Genomic DNA, 640 nt, shown 5'->3' on the forward strand with positions numbered 1-640 from the left:
GAAGTAGGTAGCTTAACCGCAAGGAGGGCGCTTACCACGGTAGGATTCGTGACTGGGGTGAAGTCGTAACAAGGTAGCCGTATCGGAAGGTGCGGCTGGATCACCTCCTTTCTAGAGTAGCACCAGGAGCTAACGCTCCGTCATCAAGCGCCTACGCTTATCGGCTGTTGGAACAAGTAACGAGAACAGTTTGGGTCTGTAGCTCAGTCGGTTAGAGCACCGTGTTGATAACGCGGGGGTCGTTGGTTCGAATCCAACCAGACCCACCACAAGGGGGATTAGCTCAGCTGGGAGAGCACCTGCTTTGCAAGCAGGGGGTCGTCGGTTCGATCCCGTCATCCTCCACCATTTACCTGTTCGACTGCATTTATGTAAAGCCTGGGCTTTAGATAAGTGTAGTTCTCGTTCTTTAACAATCTGGAAGAAGTAAAGTTTTTTTAAGCGTGTAAGCGAGTCGGAAACGATAAGCGAGCACACTTAGGGTAGTAATCAAGTATCAACAAACATGCAATTAAGCTGTACTCTTGATTTCTATGACGATCCCTGTTGTCAGCAGGGGCCAACGTTATAGGGACAAGCGAATAAGTGCACATGGTGGATGCCTTGGCGATTACAGGCGATGAAGGACGTAGTAGCTTGC

At 49.8% G+C, this 640-nt stretch carries 2 tRNA genes and 1 rRNA gene; all 3 read left to right on the plus strand.

Annotated elements, in window-relative coordinates:
* Positions 1–111 (plus strand): 16S ribosomal RNA (locus tag FG94_RS04940); the annotation flags it as partial.
* Between the two features lie 81 nt (positions 112–192).
* Positions 193–269 (plus strand) — tRNA-Ile (locus tag FG94_RS04945).
* A 3-nt stretch (positions 270–272) separates the two neighbouring features.
* Positions 273–348: transfer RNA gene (locus FG94_RS04950), tRNA-Ala, on the plus strand.
* Positions 349–640 lie beyond the last annotated feature (292 nt).

This window comes from Massilia sp. LC238, assembly GCF_000735635.1.
Classification (GTDB): domain Bacteria; phylum Pseudomonadota; class Gammaproteobacteria; order Burkholderiales; family Burkholderiaceae_D; genus Telluria; species Telluria varians.